The 18,580-nt window shown below is 67.5% G+C and carries 16 protein-coding genes; 11 read left to right on the top strand and 5 right to left on the bottom strand.

What is annotated here, in order from left to right:
- The first annotated feature begins 334 nt into the window (after nucleotides 1–334).
- The 11 genes from FHT98_RS13595 to gyrB all read left to right on the top strand — a co-directional run bounded on the left by FHT98_RS13595 (nucleotide 335) and on the right by gyrB (nucleotide 12,951).
- Entirely contained in the window at nucleotides 335–1,108 is a 774-nt protein-coding gene (locus FHT98_RS13595; protein ID WP_091857312.1) for an enoyl-CoA hydratase, read from the top strand.
- Between the two features lie 108 nt (nucleotides 1,109–1,216).
- A complete protein-coding gene (locus FHT98_RS13590; protein WP_142114362.1) occupies nucleotides 1,217–2,200 on the top strand; it encodes a threo-3-hydroxy-L-aspartate ammonia-lyase in 984 nt (327 codons plus the stop codon).
- A gap of 181 nt (nucleotides 2,201–2,381) precedes the next feature.
- Entirely contained in the window at nucleotides 2,382–2,648 is a 267-nt protein-coding gene (gene rpsT / locus FHT98_RS13585) for a 30S ribosomal protein S20 (protein WP_061970750.1), read from the top strand.
- Nucleotides 2,649–3,428: 780 nt separating this feature from the next.
- Nucleotides 3,429–4,949: a chromosomal replication initiator protein DnaA gene (gene dnaA, locus FHT98_RS13580; RefSeq protein WP_244512008.1), complete on the top strand. Its 1,521-nt coding sequence runs from the start codon at nucleotides 3,429–3,431 to the stop codon at nucleotides 4,947–4,949.
- 152 nt (nucleotides 4,950–5,101) lie between these two features.
- A complete protein-coding gene (gene dnaN, locus FHT98_RS13575; protein ID WP_061970752.1) occupies nucleotides 5,102–6,217 on the top strand; it encodes a DNA polymerase III subunit beta in 1,116 nt (371 codons plus the stop codon).
- Between the two features lie 10 nt (nucleotides 6,218–6,227).
- Entirely contained in the window at nucleotides 6,228–7,355 is a 1,128-nt protein-coding gene (gene recF / locus FHT98_RS13570; protein ID WP_142114361.1) for a DNA replication/repair protein RecF, read from the top strand.
- A 76-nt stretch (nucleotides 7,356–7,431) separates the two neighbouring features.
- Entirely contained in the window at nucleotides 7,432–7,764 is a 333-nt protein-coding gene (locus FHT98_RS26740; protein ID WP_349236268.1) for a LysE family translocator, read from the top strand.
- Nucleotides 7,734–8,024 carry a LysE family transporter gene (locus FHT98_RS26735; protein WP_349236267.1) on the top strand — a complete coding sequence of 97 codons (291 nt, stop codon included), beginning with the start codon at nucleotides 7,734–7,736 and terminating at the stop codon, nucleotides 8,022–8,024. The genes FHT98_RS26740 and FHT98_RS26735 overlap by 31 nt, the downstream gene beginning before the upstream one ends.
- Nucleotides 8,025–8,030: 6 nt before the next feature.
- Nucleotides 8,031–8,384 carry a hypothetical protein gene (locus FHT98_RS13560; protein WP_142114360.1) on the top strand — a complete coding sequence of 118 codons (354 nt, stop codon included), beginning with the start codon at nucleotides 8,031–8,033 and terminating at the stop codon, nucleotides 8,382–8,384.
- 60 nt (nucleotides 8,385–8,444) lie between these two features.
- A complete protein-coding gene (gene recQ, locus FHT98_RS13555) occupies nucleotides 8,445–10,283 on the top strand; it encodes a DNA helicase RecQ (RefSeq protein WP_142114359.1) in 1,839 nt (612 codons plus the stop codon).
- A 229-nt stretch (nucleotides 10,284–10,512) separates the two neighbouring features.
- The gene (gene gyrB / locus FHT98_RS13550; protein WP_113586146.1) at nucleotides 10,513–12,951 is read left to right on the top strand and encodes a DNA topoisomerase (ATP-hydrolyzing) subunit B; all 2,439 of its coding nucleotides are present in this window, start codon (nucleotides 10,513–10,515) and stop codon (nucleotides 12,949–12,951) included.
- 199 nt (nucleotides 12,952–13,150) lie between these two features.
- Here the strand turns inward: gyrB and FHT98_RS13545 are convergent, their stop codons facing one another.
- The 5 genes from FHT98_RS13545 to FHT98_RS13525 are packed head-to-tail and all read right to left on the bottom strand — an operon-like array spanning nucleotide 13,151 to nucleotide 18,522.
- Nucleotides 13,151–14,113: an oligopeptide/dipeptide ABC transporter ATP-binding protein gene (locus FHT98_RS13545; protein WP_142114358.1), complete on the bottom strand. Its 963-nt coding sequence runs from the start codon at nucleotides 14,111–14,113 to the stop codon at nucleotides 13,151–13,153.
- On the bottom strand, nucleotides 14,110–15,144 hold the full coding sequence (locus FHT98_RS13540) for an ABC transporter ATP-binding protein (RefSeq protein ID WP_142114357.1): 1,035 nt from the start codon (nucleotides 15,142–15,144) through the stop codon (nucleotides 14,110–14,112). Before FHT98_RS13540 ends, FHT98_RS13545 begins: the two co-directional genes overlap by 4 nt.
- Nucleotides 15,141–16,019 carry an ABC transporter permease gene (locus FHT98_RS13535; protein ID WP_142114356.1) on the bottom strand — a complete coding sequence of 293 codons (879 nt, stop codon included), beginning with the start codon at nucleotides 16,017–16,019 and terminating at the stop codon, nucleotides 15,141–15,143. Before FHT98_RS13535 ends, FHT98_RS13540 begins: the two co-directional genes overlap by 4 nt.
- Nucleotides 16,016–16,933, bottom strand: coding sequence for an ABC transporter permease (locus FHT98_RS13530; RefSeq protein ID WP_061970766.1), 918 nt, complete (start codon nucleotides 16,931–16,933; stop codon nucleotides 16,016–16,018). Before FHT98_RS13530 ends, FHT98_RS13535 begins: the two co-directional genes overlap by 4 nt.
- Before the next feature lie 35 nt (nucleotides 16,934–16,968).
- Nucleotides 16,969–18,522 carry an ABC transporter substrate-binding protein gene (locus FHT98_RS13525; RefSeq protein ID WP_210244370.1) on the bottom strand — a complete coding sequence of 518 codons (1,554 nt, stop codon included), beginning with the start codon at nucleotides 18,520–18,522 and terminating at the stop codon, nucleotides 16,969–16,971.
- Nucleotides 18,523–18,580: the final 58 nt, after the last annotated feature.

Here is an 18,580-nt window from a genome sequence, read left to right as displayed (position 1 = left end):
ATGTCGGGAATGGGCCGTCAGCCGACATTGGCCGGAAACTAATTCCCGCCCTTCATACCACCTTTATCCTCGTTCCACCTCATCCCGAGAACCCTTCTCCCCCTGCGGGAGAAGGGTTCTCGGCGTAGTCGGGACGGATGAAGGGTCTCGCGGCGCTTCGCCATGTGAATGCCTGACAAAGGGCAAACGATCACGAGATGGCCTGGACAAGCCCGACCATGACGACAGGCGGCGGCGGGGAGGCAGCGCGAATGCGCGGATGCGTGCGACGCGCATGGACCGCTCTCCCGCCGCCCGCTAAAGCTGGCGGCACAGGAGCATCCGGGAGGCCGCCATGGCTTATGAGACCATTCTCGTCGAGACGAAGGGCAAGGTCGGGCTGATCACGCTCAACCGCCCCCAGGCGCTGAACGCGCTGAACGGCCAGCTCATCGGCGAGATCAACCAGGCGCTCGACGGGTTCGAGAAGGATGCCGGCATCGGCTGCGTCGTCCTCACCGGCTCGGAGAAGGCTTTTGCCGCCGGCGCCGACATCAAGGAGATGCAGAGCCGGACCTTCCCCGGCACCTATCTCGACGACAAGTTCGAGGACTGGGACCGGATCGGCCGGCGCCGCAAGCCGATCGTCGCCGCGGTCGCGGGCTTCGCGCTCGGCGGCGGCTGCGAGCTCGCCATGATGTGCGACTTCATCATCGCCGCGGACAACGCCAAGTTCGGCCAGCCCGAGATCAATCTCGGCGTCATCCCTGGCGCCGGCGGCACGCAGCGCCTGACCAAGGCGGTCGGCAAGGCCAAGGCGATGGACCTGTGCCTGACGGGCCGTATGATGGGCGCCGAGGAAGCCGAGCGCTCCGGCCTCGTCGCCCGCGTCGTGCCGCTCGCCGACCTCATGACCGAGACGCTGAAGGCGGCCGAGGCGATTGCGGCGAAGTCGCTGCCTTCCGTGCTGATGGCGAAGGAATCGGTCGAGCGCGCCTTCGAGGTGACACTGCAGGAAGGCCTGCGCTTCGAGCGCCGCGTCTTCTCCTCGCTTTTCGCGACGGCCGACCAGAAGGAGGGCATGTCCGCCTTCGCCGAGAAGCGGAAGCCCGACTTCAAGAACGCCTGAGCGGCCGGTCCTCACCTGCCGCATGGCCGCGTCGAGTCCCGCCGCCTTGATGAAACGACGCTCCTGCTGGCAGATAGCTCCCGTCTTTCGCCAGCAGGAATTCCCGCGATGAACGCCCAAGCCAGACCGTCCCTCCCGACCTATGCCGATGTCGAGGCCGCGGCAGGGCGGCTCAAGGGCATCGCCCATCACACGCCGGCGATGAGCTCGGCCACCGCCAACCGGCGGACGCAAGCCAGCCTCGTCTTCAAGCCCGAGAACCTGCAGCGCATGGGCGCCTTCAAGTTCCGCGGCGGCTACAACGCGATCGCCTCGCTCTCGGCCGAGCAGAAGAAGGCCGGCGTCGTCACCTATTCCTCCGGCAACCATGCCCAGGCCATCGCCTATGCCGGCCAGCTTCTGGGCGTGCCGACCACGATCATCATGCCGAACGATGCACCGGCCGCGAAGGTCGCGGCGACCGAGGGCTATGGCGGGCAGATCGTGCGCTATGACCGCTATAAGGAGAACCGGCTCGAGATCGGCAACAAGCTCTCCGCCGAGCGCGGGCTGACGATCATCCCGCCTTACGACCATCCGCATGTCATCGCCGGCCAGGGCACCGCGACCAAGGAGCTGATCGAGGATGCCGGCCCGCTCGACATCCTGCTCGTGCCGCTCGGCGGCGGCGGCCTGCTCGCCGGCGCGGCGCTGACCGCGAAGGCGCTGAACCCGGGCTGCCGTGTCTTCGGCGTCGAGCCGGAAGCCGGCAATGACGGCCAGCAATCGCTGCGCAAGGGCGAGATCGTCGCGATCGGCGTGCCCAAGACCATCGCCGACGGGGCACAGACCGCCTTCCTCGGCGACCTGACCTTCCCGATCATCCAGCGCGAGGTCGAGGATATCGTCACCGTCAGCGACGCAGCGCTCGTCGACGCGATGCGCTTCTTCGCCGAGCGGATGAAGCTCGTGGTCGAGCCGACCGGCTGCCTCGCGGCGGCGGCCGCCTTCACCGGCGCCGTGCCGGTCGCCGGCAAGCGGGTCGGCATCATCCTCTCCGGCGGCAATGTCGATCTGGCGAGTTTCGCGGCCTTCATCGCGCCGTCCGCCTGAGATCGGCAGGCTTGCGACGATTCCGGCGTTGACGTAGCGCCGGCAAGCGACTATAGCCCCACCACTCGCGGCGGCCCGCGCAAGCTCGGCCGCCGCGCACGTTTTTCCAGCAAGGATGCGGCCAGCCCCGCCGGCAATGACGCCAGGCGACCGGTCGCGATGAAGAGACGAGGACGTTTCGATGGCCAATACGACGTCGGCCAAGAAGGCTACGCGCAAGATCGCTCGCCGCACCGAGGTCAACAAGGCGCGCCGCTCGCGGATGCGCACCTTCCTGCGCAAGGTCGAGGAGGCGATCGCCTCCGGCGACAAGGCCAGCGCTGCCGAGGCCCTGAAGGCCGCCCAGCCGGAAATCATGCGCGCCGCGCAGAAGGGCGTGGTTCACAAGAACACCGCCTCGCGCAAGGTCTCGCGCCTCGCTCATCGCATCGGCGCCCTGGCTTCCTGAGCCAAACGTCTTTAGCGTTTCGACGATCAAAAAGCCCGGCCGCAAGGCCGGGCTTTTTCGTTGGCTTCAAGGTCTCTGTGGCAGCCCCGCCACAACCTTCCGAGGAACAAAACAAAGCTGCCTTCAAGCTATTTTCCCAAGCTTTCCACGGCTTTGCCGACTTGACTCTCGGGCGCCATTCAGGGCGCGAAGCCGAGCTCCGAGCCCGGCTTGGCCGCTCATAAAAAGATGTGATTTTTCATCACCTTAGCAGGCAAAGGATTTTGGAAGACGGAATCACGGCGACTCTGTGGCAGGCTTTCCGGGGGCGCGCAAAAAAAGATTCGGCCGACTCCGAAAGGGGGACCGTGAAGAAAATCTTAAGTTCCCCAACCAATTGCGGCGGTCTGCCCCATGGTCACGAACAGCCGCCGCGCGGCGAGTCTCGGAAGCCGGCTGAAAGGGGTGTTGCAGCCCGTCGAGGGCGCCTTGTAAGGTCCCCTCATCGCCGGGCGGACAGCAATGACCGCCACGGGATTTCCAGAGATGATCAGCGTTTTGGCTCGCGACCATGGAGGTTGGAGGATGTGACCCTTTGTCTTTCTTGATCGAGATGAAGGGTGGCGTCGTCTCTCGGCGAGCCTTCCAAGCGTAATCAACACAAGCGGGACCGGAGCCTGCCGCGGCGTCATGCGCCCGCCGGGACCGGAACCATTTTGACCAGACAGCAGCGCCGGGACGGTGGCCAGGAAGCGACCGCCGAACCCCAGCTGCGCACATTTTCAAAGAACGGGGCCATTGATGTTCGAGCGGCAGGATTTCGGGGACATGGTCGAGACGACGCCGGTGGTGGTGACGATCGCTGCGGAAGAGACCGCCGTCATCCGGGTGGAGGAGGCATCGATTCAGGACGCATGGGAGCGTGTGCGCCGGCGCCTGCGGGCGGAACTCGGCGAGGATGTCTTCTCGAGCTGGTTTGGCCGGCTGGAGATCGCGGGGATCGTCGAGGGCGTGGCCTATCTCACCGTCCCCACCCGCTTCCTGAAGAGCTGGCTCGAGGCGCATTATACCGAGCGCCTGCGGGTGAACTGCATCGCCGAGCTGCCGGCCCCGAATGGCGTGCTGCTCTCGGTCCGCACCGTCTCGCGCGACCCGGCCGCCCAGCCGCAGATCGAAGCCCTGCGCAGCCGCCCGGCAACGGTAGCGAGCCCCACGCCGGCCGAGGCCGGCCGCCCTGCCACTGTCAGCCTGTCCCAGGCCGGCGAAAGCGACCTCGTCGATGCCTGCGGCACCGGGCTCGACCGGCGCATGAGCTTCCAGAGCTTCGTCGTCGGCAAGTCGAACCAGCTCGCCTTCGCCGCGGCCGAGCGCATTGCGGCTGCGCCCGCAGGCCAGAGCCCCTATAACCCGCTCTACCTTCATGCCGGCGTCGGCCTCGGCAAGACGCATCTCCTGCAGGCGATCGCGCAGGATGCGCGCCGCCAGGGCAAGCGCGTCGCGTATTTCACCGCCGATCGCTTCATGTACGGCTTCGTCGCGGCGCTGAAGTCGCAGACGGCGCTCGCCTTCAAGGAGAAGCTGCGCGGCATCGACCTGCTCATCGTCGACGACGTGCAGTTCATCCAAGGCAAGTCGATCCAGCAGGAGTTCGGCCACACGATCAACGCCCTGCTCGATGCCGGCAAGCAGATCGTCGTCGCCGGCGACCGCCTCGCCGGAGAGCTCGAAGCGCTCGACGAGCGCATCCGCTCGCGGCTCGGCGGCGGCCTGGTGGTCGAAGTCGGAGAACTCGACGAGACCCTGCGCGCCACGATCCTGTCCAGCCGGCTGGAGGCGCTGCAGGCGACCCACCCGAACTTCCGGGTCAGCCCGGACGTCGTCGCCTATGTCTCACGCGTCGTCGCGACCAATGGCCGCGACCTCGACGGCGCCGCCAACCGCCTGCTCGCCCATGCCACGCTGTCCGGCCAGCTCGTGACGCTGGAAACGGCGGAAGCGGCGATCCGCGATCTCGTCCGCACCCGCGAGCCGCGCCGGGTCAAGATCGAGGACATCCAGAAGCTCGTCGCGACGCGCTACAATGTCAGCCGCGCCGACATCCTCTCGGAGCGCCGCACGGCGGCCGTGGTGAAGCCGCGCCAGATCGCGATGTATCTGTCGAAGGCGCTGACACCCCGCTCCCTGCCCGAAATCGGCCGCCGCTTCGGCGGGCGCGACCACACGACGGTGCTGCACGCCGTGCGGAAGATCGAGAAGGCGATCAGCGAGGATCGCTCGCTGCATGACGAGGTCGATCTGCTGAAGCGCATGCTGCAGGAGTAAGCCTGGAAAGCGTTCGCCACGCCCGTGAAATGGTTGTGGTTGCCCGGGCGGGCAGGCCTTGCGCCCCCGCCCGGTGTCCTGCAATGTCGCTGGCCATTCATTCGGCTCGCGCGTTCGCGCGCGGGCGACCAGCGCCAGAAGACTAGACAATCATGAAGGTCACGGTCGAACGTTCCACGCTGCTCAAGTCGCTCAGTCACGTCCATCGCGTGGTCGAGCGCCGCAACACGATCCCGATCCTGTCGAACCTGCTGCTCTCGGCCTCCGAGAGCGGCCTGCGGCTGAAGGCGACCGATCTCGATATCGAGGTGGTGGAGACGATCGCGGCGGACGCGCCCGAGCCCGGCGCCACCACCGTTCCGGCGCATACCCTCTACGACATCGTCCGCAAGCTGCCCGATGGCGCCCAGGTCTCGCTGGAGACCACCGGCGATAGCGGCCTCGTGCTGCGCTCGGGACGCTCGCGCTTCCAGCTCCAGACCCTGCCGGAAAGCGATTTCCCGGATATCACCGCCGGCGACATGGCGCATCGCTTCGTGCTGCCGGCCGGCGAGCTGAAGCGCCTGATCGACAAGACCCAGTTCGCGATCTCGACCGAGGAGACGCGCTACTACCTCAACGGCATCTATCTCCACACCATCGATGTCGACGGCCGTCCCGTCCTGCGTGCGGTCGCGACCGACGGTCACCGTCTCGCCCGCGTCGACACCGCCGCGCCGCAGGGCTCGGTCGGCATGCCCGGCGTGATCGTGCCGCGCAAGGCCGTGGCCGAGATCCAGAAGCTGCTGGAAGACGGCGAGAGCGAGGTCGCGGTCGAGCTGTCCGGCTCGAAGATCCGCGTCGCAACCGCCGATGTCGTGCTGACCTCGAAGCTGATCGACGGCACCTTCCCCGACTATCAGCGCGTCATCCCCAGCGGCAACGACAAGCGCCTCACCGTCGACAGGGGCGATTTCGCCGCTTCCGTCGACCGCGTCTCGACGATCTCCTCCGAACGCGGCCGCGCCGTGAAGCTCTCGATGGCCGAGGGACGCATGACGCTTTCCGTCACCAACCCGGATTCCGGCTCGGCGACCGAGGAGATCGAGGTCGATTACGAAGCGAGCCCGCTCGATATCGGCTTCAACGCCCGCTACCTGATGGACATCGCCGCCCAGCTTGACGGCGACACCGCCCTGCTCAAGCTCGCCGATCCCGGTTCGCCGACGGTGATCCAGGACCGCGAAGGGGCCTCCGCGCTCTATGTGCTGATGCCGATGCGCGTCTAGCAGCTGGCTCATGGCCGCCGTCGCGCGCCTGATCCTGCAGGATTTCCGTTCCTACGAGGCCCTCGATCTCCCGGTCGAGGGCCAAATCGTTGCGCTCGCAGGCGAGAACGGAGCCGGCAAGACCAATATCCTCGAAGCGCTCTCGCTGTTCACGCCGGGGCGGGGCCTGCGCCGCGCCGAGATCACGGCGATGGCACGGCAAGGCGGCAACGGCTCCTTCGCCGCCTCCGTCACCCTGGCTGACGACGCGGGCCGGCTCGGCATCGGGCTGGGCGCACTCGATGCGGAGGGGCGTAGGCCGCGTCTCGCCCGGATCGACGGGGCCAATGTCGGCTCGGCGCTCGCCTTCAGCGACTACCTTCGCGTGGTCTGGCTGACGCCCGATCTTGACGGGCTGTTCCGAGGTGCCGCCGGCGATAGGCGCCGCTTCCTCGACCGGCTCGTGCTGGCGATCGATCCGAGCCACGCCACCCGCTCGAACGCGCTGGAGCGGGCGCTGCGCTCACGCAATCGCATCCTCGAGGAAAGCCCCGGCCAGGGCCAGTGGCTCGACGCGGTCGAGCGCGAGGTCGCGGAGCTCGGCGTCGCGGTCGCGGCCGCGCGAGCCGAGACGGTGGCCCGGCTCTCCGCCATCATCGCCGAGACGCGCGACGAGGCCTCGCCTTTCCCCTTCGCCGATATCGCGCTCTCCGGCGAGATCGATGCGCTGGTCGCCCGCCTGCCGGCCGTCGATGCCGAGGACGCCTATCGCGACCTGCTGCGCCAGAGCCGCCATCGCGACAAGGCGGCCGGGCGCACGCTTACGGGGCCCCAAGCCTCCGATCTCGAAGTCCGGCACGGACCGAAGGACATACCCGCAGGCCAGGGCTCGACCGGCGAACAGAAGGCTCTGCTGATCGGGCTCGTGCTCGCCCATGCCAGGCTGGTCGCGGCGATGAGCGGCATCGCGCCGCTCGTTCTGCTCGACGAGATCGCCGCCCATCTCGACCCGCGCCGGCGGGCTGCGCTCTACGAGGGGCTGACGGATTTGGGCTGCCAAGTCTGGATGACCGGTGCTGACGCCGCCCTGTTCGGCGACCTGCCGGCCGGGGCGCAGCGCTTTTCGGTCACGCCGGGACGGATCGATCCGCTCGATTGATCGGTCAGGCCACGGCTTGCGATGGGACGCCGGCCGCTGGTCCTGCTAGTCTCCGCCATCCTCGGAGACTTGGACCATGGACATCTCCAGCCTTGCCCTGTTCGCTGGCGTGTATTTCCTCGCCGTCGCCTCGCCCGGACCGGCCATCGCGGCCTTGGTCGCGCGCTCCCTGTCCTCGGGCTTCCGGCGCTCCTTGCCCTTCCTCGCCGGCATCGTCGCGGGCGATCTTGTCTGGTTCACGCTGACCGCGCTGGGCTTGAGCGTGCTGATGCAGAGCTTCCATGGCGTCTTCGTCGCGATCAAATATGCCGGCTGCGCCTATCTGCTCTATCTCGCCTGGAAGGCCTGGACCCCTCCGCCGCTGCGCGCGGCGAGGGCGTGCGCCTCTTCCTCGGCGGCATCGCGCTGACGCTCGGCAATCCCAAGGTCATGGTCTTCTTCCTGTCGATCCTGCCGCTGGTCATCGATCTCAACGCGATGAGCACGCTCGCCTTCGTCGAGGTCGCCGCGCTGATCGCCCCGATCATCACGGGCACGTTGATGGCCTATGCCTATGCGGCCGACCGGGCACGGCGCCTCGTCGCCAGCCCGCGCGCGATGCGCTGGATCAACCGGACGACCGGCGGTGTGATGGCGGGCGCGGCTGCCGCGATCGCGACCCGGAGCTGACCGGACTTGGCTCTGGCGGCGGGCCTCATCGATCTCGGCTTCGCGCTGTTCCACGCCGCGTTCCGGCGGCTGTTCGGCTGGCCGGAGCGCCTTGCGCCTTCCGGCAGCCTGAACACGGCGATCACGCAGACGCTCAACGCGATGCTGATCTTCGTCTTCCTCGCCTATGGTGCGACCTTGATCTGGCAATCCGGGCAAGGAGGCGTGCATCCCGTGCTGCCGCTGGTGGGGGCGGCCTTCTGGGGCCTGCGGCTCGCTCTGCAATTCATCTGGTTCGATCTGAAGCCCTGGCCGTCGAAGCTGATCACGGCGGTTTTCGCAGTGACCGCCGTGGTCCATCTGCTCGCCATACGGGTCTAGGCACAGGATATCCGGCGAAAGGCTGGCCAAGCGCCTCCGGCTGCGGCACATCCCTTCTTCATGTCGCCATCCCGCGAATCAGACGCCCGCGCGATCCTCAAGTCGGTCTGGGGCTATGACGATTTCCGCCCCGGCCAGTGGGAGGTGATCGCAGCCGCCCTTGCCGGCGAGGACGTCTTCGCGGTGATGCCGACCGGCTCCGGCAAATCGATGTGCTACCAGCTTCCGGCACTGGTCGCGGGCGGGCTGACGCTGGTCGTCTCGCCGCTCATCGCGCTGATGCGCGATCAGGTCGGCCAGCTCGTCCGGGCCGGCGTATCGGCCGCCTCGCTCAACTCGATGAATACGGAGGAAGAGGCGGCACAGGCCTGGGATCGGCTGAATTCCGGCGATCTCAGGCTGCTCTTCGTCTCGCCCGAGCGGCTGGCCGGCGATGGACTGGTTTCCCGACTGAAGCGCCTCGGCGTGAACCGGCTCGCCATCGACGAGGCCCATTGCGTCTCGCAATGGGGCCATGATTTTCGGCCCGAGTATCGCCTGCTCGCCAAGACGCGCGAGGCGCTCGGCGGCGTGCCGGTGACGGCGCTGACCGCGACCGCCGACCGACAGACCCAGGCCGATATCGCGAGCCAACTCTTCCCGCAGCCGCCGCATATGGTGGTGCATTCCTTCGACCGGCCGAACCTGAAGCTCGCCTTCGCGCCGAAGGAACAGCCGCGCCGGCAGATCGACGATTTCCTGCGCCGTCACCGCAACGGCTCCGGCATCGTCTACTGTTCCTCGCGCAGCAAGACCGAGCGCCTTGCAACCGCCTTGAGCGAAAAGGGCTGGAACGCCCTGCCCTATCATGCCGGGCTCGAACAGGAGACGCGCAACCGCAACCAGGACGTCTTCCTGCAGGAGGACGGCGTCGTCGTCTGCGCCACCATCGCCTTCGGCATGGGCATCAACAAGCCGGACGTCCGCTTCGTCGTCCATGCCGATATGCCCGGCTCGATCGAGGGCTATTACCAGGAGATCGGCCGCGCCGGGCGTGACGGCCTGCCGGCGGATACGCTGACGCTCTACGGCGTCGACGACATGTCGCTCCGGCGCCGCCAGATCGACGAGAAACAGATCGACGACGAGCGCCGGCGCATTGAGCACAAGCGCCTCAACGCGATGATCGATCTCTGCGAGAACGCCTTGTGCCGGCGCAGTGCGCTGCTCGCCTATTTCGGCGAGGAGACGCCGCCCTGCCGGCATGGCAACGCTCCGTTCCGCTGCGATCTCTGCAGCGCGGAGGCGCCGGCGCTGGCCGACGTGACGCTCGATGCGCGAAAACTGCTTTCAGCCGTGATCCGTTCCGGCCAGCGCTTCGGCGCCGGCCATCTCGCCGACATCCTGACGGGCACAACGACCGAGGTCATCCGTCGCCAGAACCATGACGGCCTCAAGACCTTCGGCGTCGGCGCCGACAAGCCCAAATCCGCCTGGATGGGGCTGACGCGCAAGCTCTTCGCGGCCGGCGCGCTGGCCGAAGCCAGCATGGAGCATGGCGGGTTCTGCCTGACAGCGAAAGGCGAGGACATCCTGTTCGGCCGCGAGAGCATCGCGCTCCGGGCCGATCCCTTCACGGAGAAGCGTTCCCGCCGCTCCGAGCGCGATGCGGCCCGCGCCGACGGGCTCGACGAGGGCACGGCCGGCCTGTTCGAGCATCTGCGCAAGCTCAGGCTCCAGATCGCCCGCGAGGAGGGCGTCGCGGCCTATATCATCTTCACCGACCGGACCCTGATCGCCATGGCGCGGGAACGGCCGCTCGGGCTCGACGAGATGCGGACGATCGAAGGCGTCGGCGAACGCAAGCTCGCGCAGTATGGTGAGGCCTTCGTCGAGGCGATCTCGGAGTTCCGGGGGTAGGGAGCCTCAGCCGTCAATGCGAGTAGCGAAAGCGACGAAGCAATCCAGGGGGATGTAGCGCTCGGCCGCCCCTGGATTGCTTCGCTTCGCTCGCAATGACGGCAGTGGCTAACGAGGGCGACTCGCGCACGCACGCGTAGGCGCGTGAAAAAGCCATCGTCTGCCCCTATATTGTCGTTTCGAATCAGGATCATCGCGGGCGCTCGCTCGCCCGCTCAGGAACCACTTCATGACCGATGCCGCCCTCAGCGCCCAGCCCGACGACTACGGCGCCGATTCCATCAAGGTTCTCAAGGGCCTGGACGCGGTGCGCAAGCGGCCCGGCATGTATATCGGCGACACCGATGACGGCTCGGGCCTGCATCACATGGTCTACGAAGTCGTCGACAACGCGATCGACGAGGCGCTCGCCGGCCATGCCGACCTCGTCACGGTGACGCTGAACGCCGAGGGTTCGGTCACCGTGACCGACAATGGCCGCGGCATCCCCACCGATATCCACAGCGAGGAAGGCATCTCGGCGGCCGAGGTCATCATGACCCAGCTCCATGCCGGCGGTAAGTTCGACCAGAACTCCTACAAGGTCTCTGGCGGCCTGCACGGCGTCGGCGTCTCCGTCGTCAACGCGCTCTCGGTCTCGCTGAAGCTGCGCATCTGGCGCGGCGGCAACGAGCACTACATGGAATTCCGCCATGGCGACGCGGTCGCGCCGCTCGCCGTCGTCGGCCCGCAGGGCGACAAGCGCGGCACCGAGGTGACCTTCCTGCCCTCGCAGGAGACCTTCACCATGGTGGAGTTCGACTACAAGACGCTGGAGCACCGCCTGCGCGAGCTCGCCTTCCTGAACTCGGGCGTGCGCATCGTCCTGACCGATGCGCGCCATGCCGAGGTGGTGCGCGAGGAGCTGATGTACGATGGCGGCGTCGAGGCCTTCGTGCGCTATCTCGACCGCGCCAAGTCGTCGGTGATCGAGAAGCCGATCATGCTGACCTCGGAGAAGGACGGCATCACCGTCGATGTCGCGCTGTGGTGGAACGACAGCTACCACGAGAACGTGCTCTGCTTCACCAACAACATCCCGCAGCGCGACGGCGGCACCCATCTTGCCGGCTTCCGCGCCGCGCTGACGCGCCAGATCACCGGCTATGCCGAAAGCTCGGGCATCTCCAAGAAGGAGAAGGTCTCGCTCACCGGCGACGATTGCCGCGAAGGCCTGACCGCGATCGTCTCGGTCAAGGTGCCCGACCCGAAATTCTCGTCGCAGACCAAGGACAAGCTGGTCTCGTCGGAGGTTCGCCCGGTCGTCGAGAACGTCGTCAACCAGGCGCTGTCGGAGTGGCTCGAGGAGCATCCGGGCGAGGCCAAGACCATCGTCGGCAAGGTGGCGGAAGCCGCGGCCGCCCGTGAGGCCGCCCGCAAGGCCCGCGACCTCACCCGCCGCAAGGGCGCGCTCGATATCGCGTCGCTGCCCGGCAAGCTCGCGGATTGCCAGGAGCGCGATCCCGCCAAGTCCGAACTCTTCATCGTCGAGGGCGACTCGGCTGGTGGCTCCGCCAAGCAGGGCCGCGCCCGCGAATACCAGGCCGTGCTGCCGCTACGCGGCAAGATCCTCAACGTCGAGCGGGCGCGCTTCGACAAGATGCTCTCGTCGGACCAGGTCGGCACGCTGATCACGGCGCTGGGCGCCGGCATCGGCCGGGCGGACGCCGAGCAGGGCGGCTTCAACCTGGCGAAGCTGCGCTACCACAAGATCATCATCATGACCGACGCCGACGTCGACGGCGCCCATATCCGCACCTTGCTGCTGACGTTCTTCTACCGGCAGATGCCGGAATTGATCGATGCAGGCCATCTCTTCATCGCCCAGCCGCCGCTCTACAAGGCGGCGCGCGGCAAGAGCCATGTCTATCTCAAGGACGAGCGGGCGCTGGAGGAATACCTGGTCGACTCGACGCTGGACGGCGCGACCTTCCGCACCAGCGAGGGCGTCGAACGGGGCGGTGCCGACCTGCGCGTGCTGATCGAGGAAGCCCGCAACGTGCGCAACGCGCTGGCGCAACTGCATTCGCGCTATGACCGCCGCGTCGTCGAGCAGATGGCGATCGCCGGCGTGCTGCATCCGATCAGCGAGGACGACGAGGCCAAGGCCAACGAGGCGGCGGCTTATGTCGCACGCCGGCTCGATGCGATCTCGGACGAGCTGGAGCGTGGCTGGGAAGGGAAGGTCAGCGAAGGCGGCTTCGTCTTCTCGCGGATGATCCGTGGCGTGAAACAGGCCGCGACGATCGATGCCGGGCTGCTCGCCAGCACGGAGGCCCGCAAGCTCGACGCTGCGGCGACCTCCTTGCAGGAGGCCTATGCAAAGCCCGGCGTGCTCAGCCGCAAGGGCGACACCTTCACCGTCAACGGCCCGAGCGACCTGTTCGACGCGGTCTCCAGCATCGGCAAGAAGGGCGTTTCGCTGCAGCGCTACAAGGGTCTGGGCGAGATGAACCCCGACCAGCTCTGGGAGACGACGCTCGACCGCGACGTGCGCTCGCTGCTGCGCGTCAAGAACGACCAGAACGACGAGGCCGACGATCTCTTCGTCAAGCTGATGGGCGATGTCGTCGAGCCGCGGCGAGAGTTCATCCAGAGCAACGCGCTGAACGCGACGGTCGACATCTGATCGTCGCGACGACTGTGAAACCGCGATTACGGGCTCAGTCTTTAGCCATTTGGTGTACTGGGAGGCGAGGTCGCCGGGCCGTTGGCTGACAGGGTTTTTTGGGTAAGCTCGGACCAGCCTTTGTGGTGATCGGACGGTGCGCTGCGCTGGTCGAGCAGACTTCGCTACCGGCGCGAAAAGATCGACGGGCGTCGGGGCGTCACGCTGCCGCTTCGAGCGGATGATGGCAGCGGAACATCCCCCCGGCGGCGGCGGTCTGCTCCGGCATTTGCGAGCGGCAGATGTCGCTCGCCCGCGGGCAGCGTGGGTTGAACGGGCAGCCCGGCGGTGGCTCGACCGGGTTCGGCGGCTCGGCGATAACCTCTGACCAGGATGGGCGCCGTCCAGGGGTCGGCGGCAGCACGGCGTCGAGCAGTGAGCGCGTATAGGGATGGCGCGGTCGCGCGAACAGCTCCTCGGTCGGCCCGGTCTCGACCACGGTGCCGAGATACATCACCGCTACCCGCTCGGCCATGTGGTAGACAACGGCGAGGTTGTGGCTGATCAGCAGCACGGTCAGCCCGAGCTTCTTCTGCAGCGCGCCGATCAGGTTGATGATCTGCGACTGCACGGAGACGTCGAGCGCCGAGGTCGGCTCGTCGCAGATCAGGATGCGCGGCTGCGCGATCAGCGCGCGCGCGATGGCGACGCGCTGGCGCTGCCCGCCCGAGATCTGGCTCGGATAGGCGTTGAGCAGATGCGGCGGCAGGCCGACGGCCTGCATCATCTCGGCCACCGCGGCCTGGCGGCTGCGGGCATTCCCGTCGCCGCGCACGGCGAGCGGCGCCGCGATGATGCTGCCGAGCGTCTGGCGCGGATTGAGCGAGGAATACGGGTCCTGGAAGACGGGCTGGATCAGCCCGGCACGCTCGATGCGATGATAGGACGCGATCGGCTTTCCGGCGACCGCGACGGTGCCGCTGGTCGGCGGCTCGATGCCGAGCATCAGCCGCGACAGCGTGGTCTTACCGCAGCCGGATTCGCCGACGATCGCGACAACCTCGCCCTGCCCGACCTCAAGATCGATGCCGCGCAGCGCCCGCAGGATCCGCCGCTGGCCATGGAAGGAGACGGCGTAGTCGCGCGTCGCGCCGACGATGCTCAGTGCGGCCTGCGCGCTCACGACACCACCTCGCCCTGCTCTTCGAAACCCGGTTCGCCCGCCCGCTCCGCAATGGGGCGGACGCAGCGCAGCGCACGCTCCCCGTCGAGCGGCACGAGCGGCACCGGCGCGGCGCAGACGGGCCGCGCATAGGGGCAGCGCTCCATGAACAGGCAGGCTTCCACTGTGCCGGTCGGCGGCGGCACGATCCCGGGGATCGAGCCCAGCAGCGCGCCCCGCGCGGTGCGCCCCGGCGTCGGGATCGCCTGCAGCAGGCCTTCGGTATAGGGATGCGCCGGCGCGGTCAGGACGGCTGCGGTATCGCCGGTTTCGACCACCTGCCCGGCATACATCACCGCGACACGGTGGGCCATCGTCGCCACCACGCCGAGATCGTGCGTGATCAGAATGATGCCGACGCCGGTCTCGTCCTGCAGCTGCGCCAGCAGGCCGAGGATCTGCGCCTGGGTGGTGACGTCAAGCGCCGTCGTCGGTTCGTCGGCGATGATCAGGTCCGGGTCGCAGGACAAGGCCATGGCGATCATCACGCGCTGGCGCAGGCCACCGGAAAGCTGGTGCGGATACTGCTCCAGCCGCGCCGCCGGCGACGGGATGCCGACCCGTGCCAGCAGAGACACCGCCCGCTCGCGCGCCTCGGCCCGGCCGATGCCCAGATGCGTGCGCATCACCTCGGTCATCTGGCTGCCGATGGTGTAGCAGGGATCGAGCGAGGTCATCGGATCCTGGAAGATCATCGCGATGCGCGGGCCGCGCAGCTTGCGCCACTCCGCCTCGCGCAGGTCGATCAGCGACTGTCCCGAAAAGCTCAACCTGGAGGCGTCGACGCGGCCGGGCCTCGGCACGAGCCCCATCAGCGAGAGAGCGGTGAGGCTCTTGCCGCAGCCGGACTCACCAACGATCGCCAGCGTCTCGCCACGCGCGACGGAGAGCGCGATGCCGCGCACCGGCTGCAGGATGCGGCCCTGCGCGGTCGGGATCGTGATCTTCAGATCCTCGAGCTCGATCAAGGCGCTGTTCGTCGGGGCGCTCATGCCCGGCCCTCCGGCGCGACGACATCGCGCAGCGCATCGCCGAGCAGGTTGATCGCCAGCACCAGCGTCACCAGCGCGACACCGGGGATCGCGATTAGCCAGGGCCGGAACAGCAGCTGGTTTTTCGATTCCGCCACCATCAGCCCCCAGGACGCGAGCGGCGGCTTGACGCCGAGGCCGAGGAAGGAGAGCGCGGCCTCCAGCAGTACGGCATGGGCGACCTCGACGGTCGCGACCACGATCAGCGGCCCGACGATGTTGGGCAGGATCTCGACCAGCAGTATGCGCGGCGTCGAGGAGCCGATGGCGCGCGCCGCAATGACGAAGTCGCTATGCGCCAGCCGTTGCGTCGCGCTGCGGGTGACCACCGCGAACCGGTCCCAGAGCAACAGCCCGATCACCACGACGAGCACCGTCAGCGAGGACCCGACGACCGCGACCACCACGAGTGCGACCAGCACCACCGGAAGGGTCAGCCGGATCGTGATCAGGAAGTTGATGACGAGGTCGACTCGCCCGCCGAAATAGCCGGCCGCCATGCCCATCGCCGTGCCGATCAGGCCCGAGACCAGTACGGTCTGGACGCCGATGAACATTGAGACGCGGGCGCCGTCCACCAGCCGCGCCAGCAGATCGCGCCCGAGCTGGTCGGTGCCCAGCGGATGCGTCCAGCTGCCGCGCACGTCCCAGACCGGCGGGATGAGGCGGGCGCCGAGATTCTGCGCCACGGGGTCGAGCGTGAACAGCGGCCCGACGAGCGCGACCAACAGGATCAGCAGGATCGCGCCGCCGCCGAACCAGAAGCTGCCATGCCGCAGCATGCGGTGCAAAGCGAGCCGGCGGGGACTCATCGCAGTGAGTGTCGCCGCCGTCATGAGATGCGGATCCTCGGGTCGATCAGGGCATTCAGGAGGTCGGCCAGCAGCGTCAGCAGCGCATAGATCAGCGCGATCACCAGCAGGATGGACTGGATCACCTCGATGTCGGAGCGCTGGATCGACTGCCAAGCGAGCAGGCCCAGCCCCTTCAGCGAGAACACCGTCTCGACAACGATCGAGCCGCCGAGCATGAAGCCGAGCTGCACGGCCGCGAGCGAGACGACCGGGATGATGGCGCTGCGCAGCGCATGCAGAAGCACGACGCGCCAGGCTGGCAGACCATAGGCCCGCGCGGTGCGGACATGATCGGACTGCATCACGTCGATTATGCCCGAACGCGTCAGCCGCATCAGCGCAGGCGCCGCGTAATAGCCAAGCGTCACCGAAGGCAGCACGAAATGCAGCCAGGTCGCCGAGCCGGAGATCGGCAGCCAGCGCAGCTGCACGCCGAAGATGTAGACCAGCAGGAGCGCGAACAGGAAGGATGGCAGCGCCTGCCCGGCGACCGCGAGCCCGAGCGCGAAGCGGTCGATCACCGTATCACGATAGAGCCCGGCGAGGATGCCGAGCGGGATCGAGAGCAGGAGCGCGAAGGCGAGCGCCGACAGGCCGAGCTTTGCCGTGACCGGCGCATGCTCGGCCAGCACGCTCACCACCGGCTGGCGCAGATAGAAGGACCGGCCGAACTCACCCGACAGGATCTTGCCGAGCCAGGCGAAGTACTGCGTGTGGATCGGCTGGTCGAAGCCATAGAGCCGGCGGATCGATTCCACATCCGCGGGCGAAGCTCCCTCGCCCGCCATCGCCGCGGCGGGGTCGCCGGAGAGATGGACGAGCGAGAAGGCGAGCACCGAGGTGCAGGCGATCACCAGCAGGGTGACGAGCAGTCGCCGCGCGAGAAAGCGTAACATGATGTTCGATCAGACTGCGGCGGCCGCCTCCATGCTCACTTCTTCCAGCGTGCCAGATAGAAGTGGGCGAGCTCGTCCGGCGTCACCGGCAGGTCGAGTTCGGCGTTGAAGGCATAGGTCCGGCCGTAGCTGAACAGTGGCACCATATAGGCCTGCTCGTTGATGCGGGCGAGCGCCTTGCCGTAAAGCTCCTTGCGCTTCTCCGGGTCGACGCTGGTGTCCGCCGCCTGCAGCCAGTCGCGCACCTGCTCGTCGCGGGCATAATCGTCGATGCTGAACTTGAAATAATTGCTCACCGAGGCCGAGGCATCGAGCACGCCCTGCGAGCCCCAGCTCAGATGCGCCACCTCGGCCTTGCCCTCCTGCAGGATCGGGCGCAGCGCCCGCCACTGCAGGTAGCGCAGATCGGTCTTGATGCCGACGGCACGCAGATAGTTCATCACCGCCTCGGTGTAGGGTCGGTCGCGATAGGCGTAGATCGGGATGGTGAAGCCGTCGGGATGCCCGGCCTCCTTCAGCAGCGCCTTGGCCTTGGCCGGATCGTAGGCATATTCCTCGGTCTTGGTGTCGCAGCCGAACTGGCGGGCGTCGCACATGAAGCGCAGCACCTCGGAGCCCTCGCCGACGAGCTCGCGCGAGATCGCCGCCCGGTCGATGGCGTGGAACATCGCCCGGCGGACGCGCACATCCTTCATCGGGTTGTCGCCGGAACGCCCCGCCGCGTCGAGCGAAAGGAACGACATGCGCGTCGTCGGCGCGGCCTTGACCGTGACGCTCGGCATCGCGGCCAGCTGCTTGGCGTTCTCGGACGGCACGCCCCAGATCCAGTCGAGCCCGCCGGTCACCAGCTCGGCGAGCTGCGTGTCGGTGTCGGGGATGGTCTTGTAGATCAGCGTGCCGATCGACGGCTTGCCCTTCGGGCTGTCGGCGAAATAGGCGTCGTTCTTGACCAGCGTCACCGAGGAGCCGGATTTGAACTCCTTGAGGTTATAGGGGCCGACGCAGACCGGCTGGACGGCGCCCCAGTCGCGCCGCGCCTTGCCGCCGGTGTTGACCGTCGGCGCCTTGTCGTAATGCCCTTCGGGATAGATCGGCGTGATGCCGGAGAAGTATTCGATCGCGGCCGGCGTCGGCGCCTTGGCCTTGAAGATCACCGTATCGGCGCTCGGCGCCTCGACATTCTCGATCCAGTCGACCAGCAGGCGCGTGACGACGCCGCTGTCGGGCTGGCGGGCATGGTTGTAGGTGTAGGCGACGTCGGCCGCCGTCAGTTCCTTGCCGTTCGAGAATTTCAGCCCCTTGCGGAGCTTGAACTCGAGAGTCTTGTCGTCGATCCAGCGATAGCCGGTCGAGAGCAGCGGCTTGTATTCGCCCTTGATCGGGTCGCGATACATCAGCGTGTCGCACATCTGCTGCGCGATGATCACGACCTCGCGCAGGTTCTGGTAGTAGAGATCGACCGTGTCGACCTCGCTGGCCGAGGCGAAGACCAGCGTGTCGTCCGCCTTGCCGGCCTGGGCCGCGCCGGCCCCCAGGCCGAGTGCCGCCGCGACGGTCAACGCCGCCGCCATGCTCCGAGTCGTCATCATCGTTCCCCTCCGTCCCGTTTCAGGATCAGTCTCCACGCCCGCCCATCTCCTCATGACC

The organism is Allobosea sp. AK1, from assembly GCF_006714945.1.
In the GTDB taxonomy this organism is placed as follows: domain Bacteria; phylum Pseudomonadota; class Alphaproteobacteria; order Rhizobiales; family Beijerinckiaceae; genus Allobosea; species Allobosea robiniae.
This window is presented reverse-complemented; position numbering and strand designations above follow the sequence as displayed.

What these genes read in the sequence shown, in the direction of transcription:
- rpsT (WP_061970750.1), top strand. Translation starts at nt 2,382, where the DNA reads ATGGCCAATACGACGTCGGCCAAGAAGGCTACGCGCAAGATCGCTCGC.
- FHT98_RS13530 (WP_061970766.1), bottom strand. Translation starts at nt 16,933, where the DNA reads ATGTTACGCTTTCTCGCGCGGCGACTGCTCGTCACCCTGCTGGTGATC.
- dnaN (WP_061970752.1), top strand. Translation starts at nt 5,102, where the DNA reads ATGAAGGTCACGGTCGAACGTTCCACGCTGCTCAAGTCGCTCAGTCAC.
- FHT98_RS13535 (WP_142114356.1), bottom strand. Translation starts at nt 16,019, where the DNA reads ATGACGGCGGCGACACTCACTGCGATGAGTCCCCGCCGGCTCGCTTTG.
- gyrB (WP_113586146.1), top strand. Translation starts at nt 10,513, where the DNA reads ATGACCGATGCCGCCCTCAGCGCCCAGCCCGACGACTACGGCGCCGAT.
- recQ (WP_142114359.1), top strand. Translation starts at nt 8,445, where the DNA reads ATGTCGCCATCCCGCGAATCAGACGCCCGCGCGATCCTCAAGTCGGTC.
- FHT98_RS13590 (WP_142114362.1), top strand. Translation starts at nt 1,217, where the DNA reads ATGAACGCCCAAGCCAGACCGTCCCTCCCGACCTATGCCGATGTCGAG.
- FHT98_RS26740 (WP_349236268.1), top strand. Translation starts at nt 7,432, where the DNA reads ATGGACATCTCCAGCCTTGCCCTGTTCGCTGGCGTGTATTTCCTCGCC.
- FHT98_RS13595 (WP_091857312.1), top strand. Translation starts at nt 335, where the DNA reads ATGGCTTATGAGACCATTCTCGTCGAGACGAAGGGCAAGGTCGGGCTG.
- FHT98_RS13540 (WP_142114357.1), bottom strand. Translation starts at nt 15,144, where the DNA reads ATGAGCGCCCCGACGAACAGCGCCTTGATCGAGCTCGAGGATCTGAAG.
- recF (WP_142114361.1), top strand. Translation starts at nt 6,228, where the DNA reads ATGGCCGCCGTCGCGCGCCTGATCCTGCAGGATTTCCGTTCCTACGAG.
- FHT98_RS13525 (WP_210244370.1), bottom strand. Translation starts at nt 18,522, where the DNA reads ATGATGACGACTCGGAGCATGGCGGCGGCGTTGACCGTCGCGGCGGCA.
- dnaA (WP_244512008.1), top strand. Translation starts at nt 3,429, where the DNA reads ATGTTCGAGCGGCAGGATTTCGGGGACATGGTCGAGACGACGCCGGTG.